Raw genomic sequence first — 5,875 nt, 5'->3', positions numbered from 1 at the left:
CTGATAGAAACAGAAGCCACTGGAGCACCTCAAAAACACCATCATACACTAAATCAGTAAGTTGGCAGCATCACCTAACTTGCATAACCTTAAATCATTGAATGTCGATATTTTGAAAATCGACAAATCGTTTGTTGAGACGCTGACCACCCATAAAACCAGTCATTTGATTGCGGAACATATCATCGAGCTGGCGCACAGCCTGGGGTTAAAAACAATCGCTGAAGGCGTCGAAACGGAGGAGCAGGTTAACTGGCTGCGCAAACGCGGCGTGCGCTATTGCCAGGGATGGTTCTTTGCGAAGGCGATGCCGCCGCAGGTGTTTATGCAATGGATGGAGCAATTACCCGCGCGGGAGTTAACGCGCGGGCAATAAAACTACAGGCGGTGGCGATAATCGCTGGGAGTGCGATCAAACTGCCGACGGAAAACGCGGGAGAAGGTCTGCTGCGAGACATAACCCAGGTCCATTGCGATATCAAAAATCGGACGCTCGGTGGTGCGCAACTCAACGGCGGCCAGTAACAGGCGGCGTTGACGAATGTAATCGCCAAGCGTCTGATGCGTCACCGTGCGGAACATCCGTTGCAGGTACCACTTTGAATAGCCTGATTTTTTTGCGACGACATCAATGTTAAGCGGCTGGTCAATATGCTCGTCAATCCATGCGATAAGATCCTGAATAATTTTCTGATGGGACATAAATCTGCCTCTTTTCAGTGTTCAGTTCGTTAATTCATCTGTTGGGGAGTATAATTCCTCAAGTTAACTTGAGGTAAAGCGATTTATGGAAAAGAAATTACCCCGCATTAAAGCGCTGCTAACCCCCGGCGAAGTGGCGAAACGCAGCGGTGTGGCGGTATCGGCGCTGCATTTCTATGAAAGCAAAGGGTTGATTACCAGTATCCGTAACAGCGGCAATCAGCGGCGTTATAAACGTGATGTGTTGCGATATGTCGCAATTATCAAAATTGCTCAGCGTATTGGCATTCCTCTCGCGACCATTGGTGAAGCGTTTGGCGTGTTGCCCGAAGGGCATACGTTAAGTGCCAAAGAGTGGAAACAGCTTTCGTCCCAATGGCGAGAAGAGTTGGATCGGCGCATTCATACCTTAGTGGCGCTGCGTGACGAACTGGACGGATGTATTGGTTGTGGCTGCCTTTCGCGCAGTGATTGCCCGTTGCGTAACCCGGGCGACCGCTTAGGAGAAGAAGGTACCGGCGCACGCTTGCTGGAAGATGAACAAAACTAAAGCGCCACAAGGGCGCTTTAGTTTGTTTTCCGGTCTTTGTCTTTCTCTCTATCCCGCTGGTACACAGGAGGGTTTCCCCCGACGTCAACACACCTCATTCGAGCACGTGGTGGAGGTTCCGGTTGGTGTTGATGCTTTAATTGTATGTCACCGACGTTTCTTCGCCAGTGTAAAAGTATACTTTTTAGCCGCAATATTTTTGTCATCTCAGACGATTTTTTATCGCAATCCTGAACGGTATACGGCTCGATAACGCTGCAATCTTGCGCATCGACGATAACGTTTGCGCATCAATTGCCTGGTTTTTCATCGTCAAGACAATAAAAGAGAAAAAAGCAGCAAACTTCGGTTGAAAAAGCCGCTATGATCGCCGGATAATCGTTTGCTTTTTTTTACCACCCGTTTTGTATGCGCGGAGCTAAACGTTTGCTTTTTTGCGACGCAGCAAATTGTCGCAAACCTGGAGCGGGAAGATAACGTTTCGCTGGCAGGGGATTGTCCGCCACGCATCTTGACGAAAATTAAACTCTCAGGGGATGTTCTCTTATGTCTACGCCATCAGCGCGTACCGGCGGTTCACTCGACGCCTGGTTTAAAATTTCACAACGTGGAAGCACTGTCCGTCAGGAAGTGGTTGCCGGGTTAACAACGTTTCTGGCGATGGTCTACTCGGTTATCGTCGTTCCAGGCATGTTGGGTAAAGCGGGCTTCCCGCCTGCGGCAGTTTTCGTTGCGACCTGTCTGGTTGCCGGACTCGGTTCTATCGTGATGGGTCTGTGGGCTAATCTGCCGTTGGCGATTGGTTGCGCCATCTCCCTGACGGCGTTTACCGCATTCAGCCTGGTGCTGGGGCAACATATTAGCGTACCTGTCGCGCTGGGTGCCGTGTTCCTGATGGGTGTGCTGTTTACGGTAATTTCTGCCACGGGTATCCGTAGCTGGATTTTGCGCAACTTGCCGCACGGTGTGGCGCACGGCACGGGGATCGGTATCGGTCTGTTCCTGCTGCTCATTGCCGCTAACGGTGTCGGTCTGGTGATTAAAAACCCGCTTGATGGTCTGCCCGTTGCGCTGGGTGATTTCGCGACCTTCCCGGTGATTATGTCACTGGTAGGTCTGGCGGTGATCATCGGCCTGGAAAAACTGAAAGTCCCTGGTGGCATTCTGCTGACCATTATCGGTATCTCAATTGTCGGTTTGATCTTCGATCCTAACGTCCATTTCTCCGGCGTTTTCGCCATGCCTTCATTGAGCGATGAAAACGGCAATTCACTGATTGGCAGCCTGGACATTATGGGCGCGCTGAATCCTGTAGTCCTGCCAAGCGTTCTGGCGCTGGTGATGACGGCAGTATTTGATGCCACCGGAACTATCCGTGCCGTCGCCGGCCAGGCGAACCTGCTGGATAAAGATGGGCAGATCATCGACGGCGGGAAAGCACTGACCACTGACTCCATGAGCAGCGTTTTCTCTGGCCTGGTGGGTGCAGCTCCGGCAGCGGTATACATCGAGTCTGCGGCGGGTACGGCGGCGGGCGGTAAAACCGGGTTGACGGCTATCACCGTTGGCGTGCTGTTCCTGCTGATTCTGTTCCTCTCTCCGCTTTCTTACCTCGTTCCGGGGTATGCAACGGCTCCGGCGCTGATGTACGTTGGCCTGCTAATGCTGAGCAACGTGGCGAAAATCGACTTTGCTGATTTTGTTGATGCGATGGCGGGTCTGGTTACGGCGGTATTCATCGTGCTGACCTGTAACATCGTAACAGGCATCATGATCGGCTTCGCGACCCTGGTGATTGGTCGTCTGGTTTCCGGCGAATGGCGCAAGTTGAACATCGGTACGGTCGTTATCGCCGTGGCGCTGGTGACCTTCTATGCGGGTGGCTGGGCTATCTAATCTTTCATCGGATTCTGAAAACGGGTGGCAATGGCTGCCCGTTTTTATTTTCTCCGCACATTGTGTGAGCTTTTGCGATATTCTGAAAAAATGAGAATTCAGGCATAACGTCTTTCTCAGATCATAAAAAACATCGCAAACAGGGAACGCATGGAAATCTTCTTCACCATACTGATAATGACCCTCGTGGTCTCGCTGTCCGGGGTGGTCACTCGTGTCATGCCCTTTCAGATCCCGCTTCCGCTTATGCAAATCGCCATCGGTGCGCTACTGGCGTGGCCGACGTTTGGTTTGCATGTGGAGTTTGATCCTGAACTCTTTTTAGTCTTGTTTATCCCGCCGTTGCTGTTCGCTGATGGCTGGAAAACGCCGACCCGTGAATTTCTCGAACATGGTCGAGAGATTTTCGGCCTCGCACTGGCGCTGGTGGTGGTCACCGTGGTCGGCATTGGCTTCCTTATTTACTGGGTGGTGCCGGGCATTCCGCTGATCCCCGCCTTTGCGCTGGCGGCGGTACTTTCTCCGACCGATGCTGTGGCGCTCTCCGGGATTGTTGGCGAAGGGCGCATCCCGAAAAAAATCATGGGCATTTTGCAGGGCGAAGCGTTGATGAATGACGCCTCCGGTCTGGTGTCGTTGAAGTTTGCCGTAGCAGTGGCGATGGGGACGATGATCTTCACCGTCGGCGGTGCGACGGTCGAATTTATGAAAGTAGCCATTGGCGGTATTCTCGCCGGTTTTGTGGTTAGCTGGCTGTACGGTCGCTCGCTGCGATTCCTCAGCCGCTGGGGCGGTGATGAACCCGCGACGCAGATCGTCCTGCTGTTCCTGCTGCCATTCGCTTCTTATCTGATTGCCGAACATATTGGCGTTTCCGGCATCCTCGCTGCGGTTGCCGCCGGGATGACCATCACCCGCTCCGGTGTGATGCGCCGTGCGCCACTGGCAATGCGCCTGCGCGCAAACAGCACCTGGGCGATGCTGGAATTTGTTTTTAACGGCATGGTGTTCCTGCTGTTAGGTCTGCAGCTACCGGGTATTCTGGAGACGTCGCTGATGGCAGCAGAAATCGACCCTAACGTCGAAATCTGGATGCTGTTTACCGATATTATTCTGATATATGCGGCGCTGATGCTGGTCCGTTTCGGCTGGCTGTGGACGATGAAAAAGTTCAGCAACCGCTTCCTGAAGAAGAAGCCGATGGAGTTTGGTTCGTGGACCACACTAGAAATCCTGATCGCGTCTTTCGCCGGGGTGCGTGGGGCGATCACTCTGGCCGGTGTGCTCTCTATCCCGCTGCTCTTGCCGGATGGTAACGTCTTCCCGGCGCGCTATGAGCTGGTGTTTCTGGCGGCTGGTGTCATTCTCTTCTCGCTGTTTGTCGGCGTGGTGATGTTGCCTATTCTGCTACAACACATTGAAGTCGCGGACCATTCGCAACAATTGAAAGAGGAACGTATTGCGCGAGCGGCAACGGCAGAAGTGGCTATTGTGGCGATCCAGAAAATGGAGGAGCGTCTGGCGGCGGATACCGAAGAGAATATCGATAACCAGCTGCTTACGGAGGTCAGTTCTCGCGTCATTGGTAACCTGCGTCGTCGCGCCGATGGACGTAACGACGTTGAAAGTTCCGTGCAGGAAGAGAACCTTGAGCGTCGCTTCCGTCTGGCGGCATTGCGTTCTGAACGTGCTGAACTGTACCACCTGCGCGCCACGCGGGAGATCAGCAACGAAACGCTGCAAAAATTACTGCACGATCTCGATTTGCTTGAAGCGTTGTTGATTGAGGAAAATCAGTAAGCCGAAAGCGACGTAACCAGGCCCGAGGTAATCTGAAAAAGGTGCAATCTTTTGCACCTTTAACAGGTTAGCTCGGGCTAACATTCATGATTCTAAAACAAATAAGTTATCTCTCTTTTAAAGTCATTTCATTGGCTGTTCTTCGACTTAACCTCAATCTGCGTGTTGCATAATATCTGCAGTAATCTTCATAGCGACTGCATTAATATTATCCTCAGTTTGTGACATGCCAGTATGAGAGGTACAATCTTCTTCAAAGAATTTCTGTAGTGTTACCAGGGTATCACTATCAATGGGGATATTTTCCTCCCCACGGAGAATGGAAATGCCCATTCCCTGGACACTAGCCTCATCGAAATTAACCCGATAGAGACGGGTATTAAACATCCAGGCTTTTGTTAAAACAGAACAGTTGAAATGGCAATTGCTTAAATTGGCATTATTAAAATTAACATTAGCCATATTAGAGCTGGTACATATAACCATTTCGAGGAACGTATTTGTTAACCGCGTAAAAAAGAGTTTGCTATCAATTAAGTTTATATTCTGGAGGGTTGCTTTATTCAGGTTGACACGAGACAGATCAGCATGTTCAAAGTTAATTAAATCAAGTTTAGAGAAGCTAAGGTCGGCTCTAAATAAATTAATATATGGCGCTATTACTTTATAAAGATTTACCTCAGCCATGTATGCCATATAAAAATTTGAATAATCAAGGAAGGTATTTTTAATATTGGCTCTATTCATTGTTGCATTGTAGAATTGAACATGCATAGCGGAGCATGAATTTAGAGTTCCGTCAGTCATTTTTATCTGAGCGAAATATGAGTCATCGAGAATACAATTATCAAAAAGTATTTTTTCCATTATGGCGAAATTAAAATTCGTTTTATACATATTACAGTCCTGGAAAATAGCGTTTTGTAG

4 protein-coding genes and 2 pseudogenes are annotated in these 5,875 nt (G+C 50.2%); 4 read left to right on the top strand and 2 right to left on the bottom strand.

What is annotated here, in order from left to right:
- Positions 1-76: 76 nt before the first annotated feature.
- Positions 77-376 (top strand): annotated as a pseudogene (locus OQV04_RS23315) (EAL domain-containing protein); the annotation flags it as partial.
- Positions 377-378: 2 nt separating this feature from the next.
- On the opposite strand, the gene soxS reads toward OQV04_RS23315, so the two are convergent.
- Positions 379-702: a superoxide response transcriptional regulator SoxS gene (gene soxS, locus OQV04_RS23310; protein WP_000019358.1), complete on the bottom strand. Its 324-nt coding sequence runs from the start codon at positions 700-702 to the stop codon at positions 379-381.
- Positions 703-787: 85 nt separating this feature from the next.
- Between soxS and soxR the strand changes: the two genes are divergently transcribed.
- The 3 genes from soxR (at position 788) to OQV04_RS23295 (ending at position 4,948) form a co-directional block, all read left to right on the top strand.
- The gene (gene soxR, locus OQV04_RS23305) at positions 788-1,252 is read left to right on the top strand and encodes a redox-sensitive transcriptional activator SoxR (RefSeq protein ID WP_000412428.1); all 465 of its coding nucleotides are present in this window, start codon (positions 788-790) and stop codon (positions 1,250-1,252) included.
- Positions 1,253-1,798: 546 nt separating this feature from the next.
- Positions 1,799-3,148: a guanine/hypoxanthine transporter GhxP gene (gene ghxP, locus OQV04_RS23300; RefSeq protein WP_000106882.1), complete on the top strand. Its 1,350-nt coding sequence runs from the start codon at positions 1,799-1,801 to the stop codon at positions 3,146-3,148.
- A 150-nt stretch (positions 3,149-3,298) separates the two neighbouring features.
- Positions 3,299-4,948 (top strand): Na+/H+ antiporter, encoded by a 1,650-nt coding sequence (locus OQV04_RS23295; RefSeq protein ID WP_247806631.1) that lies wholly within the window; start codon positions 3,299-3,301, stop codon positions 4,946-4,948.
- A 153-nt stretch (positions 4,949-5,101) separates the two neighbouring features.
- Here OQV04_RS23295 and espX5 read toward each other — a convergent pair.
- Positions 5,102-5,875, bottom strand: a pseudogene (gene espX5, locus OQV04_RS23290) (T3SS effector pentapeptide repeat protein EspX5); the annotation flags it as partial.

The organism is Escherichia sp. Lx600-2 (genome assembly GCF_036662595.1).
Lineage (GTDB): Bacteria > Pseudomonadota > Gammaproteobacteria > Enterobacterales > Enterobacteriaceae > Escherichia > Escherichia coli.
This window is presented reverse-complemented; position numbering and strand designations above follow the sequence as displayed.

Bases quoted from the DNA above. Each gene is read 5' to 3' on its own strand.
- soxS (WP_000019358.1), bottom strand. From the start codon at position 702: ATGTCCCATCAGAAAATTATTCAGGATCTTATCGCATGGATTGACGAG.
- soxR (WP_000412428.1), top strand. From the start codon at position 788: ATGGAAAAGAAATTACCCCGCATTAAAGCGCTGCTAACCCCCGGCGAA.
- ghxP (WP_000106882.1), top strand. From the start codon at position 1,799: ATGTCTACGCCATCAGCGCGTACCGGCGGTTCACTCGACGCCTGGTTT.
- OQV04_RS23295 (WP_247806631.1), top strand. From the start codon at position 3,299: ATGGAAATCTTCTTCACCATACTGATAATGACCCTCGTGGTCTCGCTG.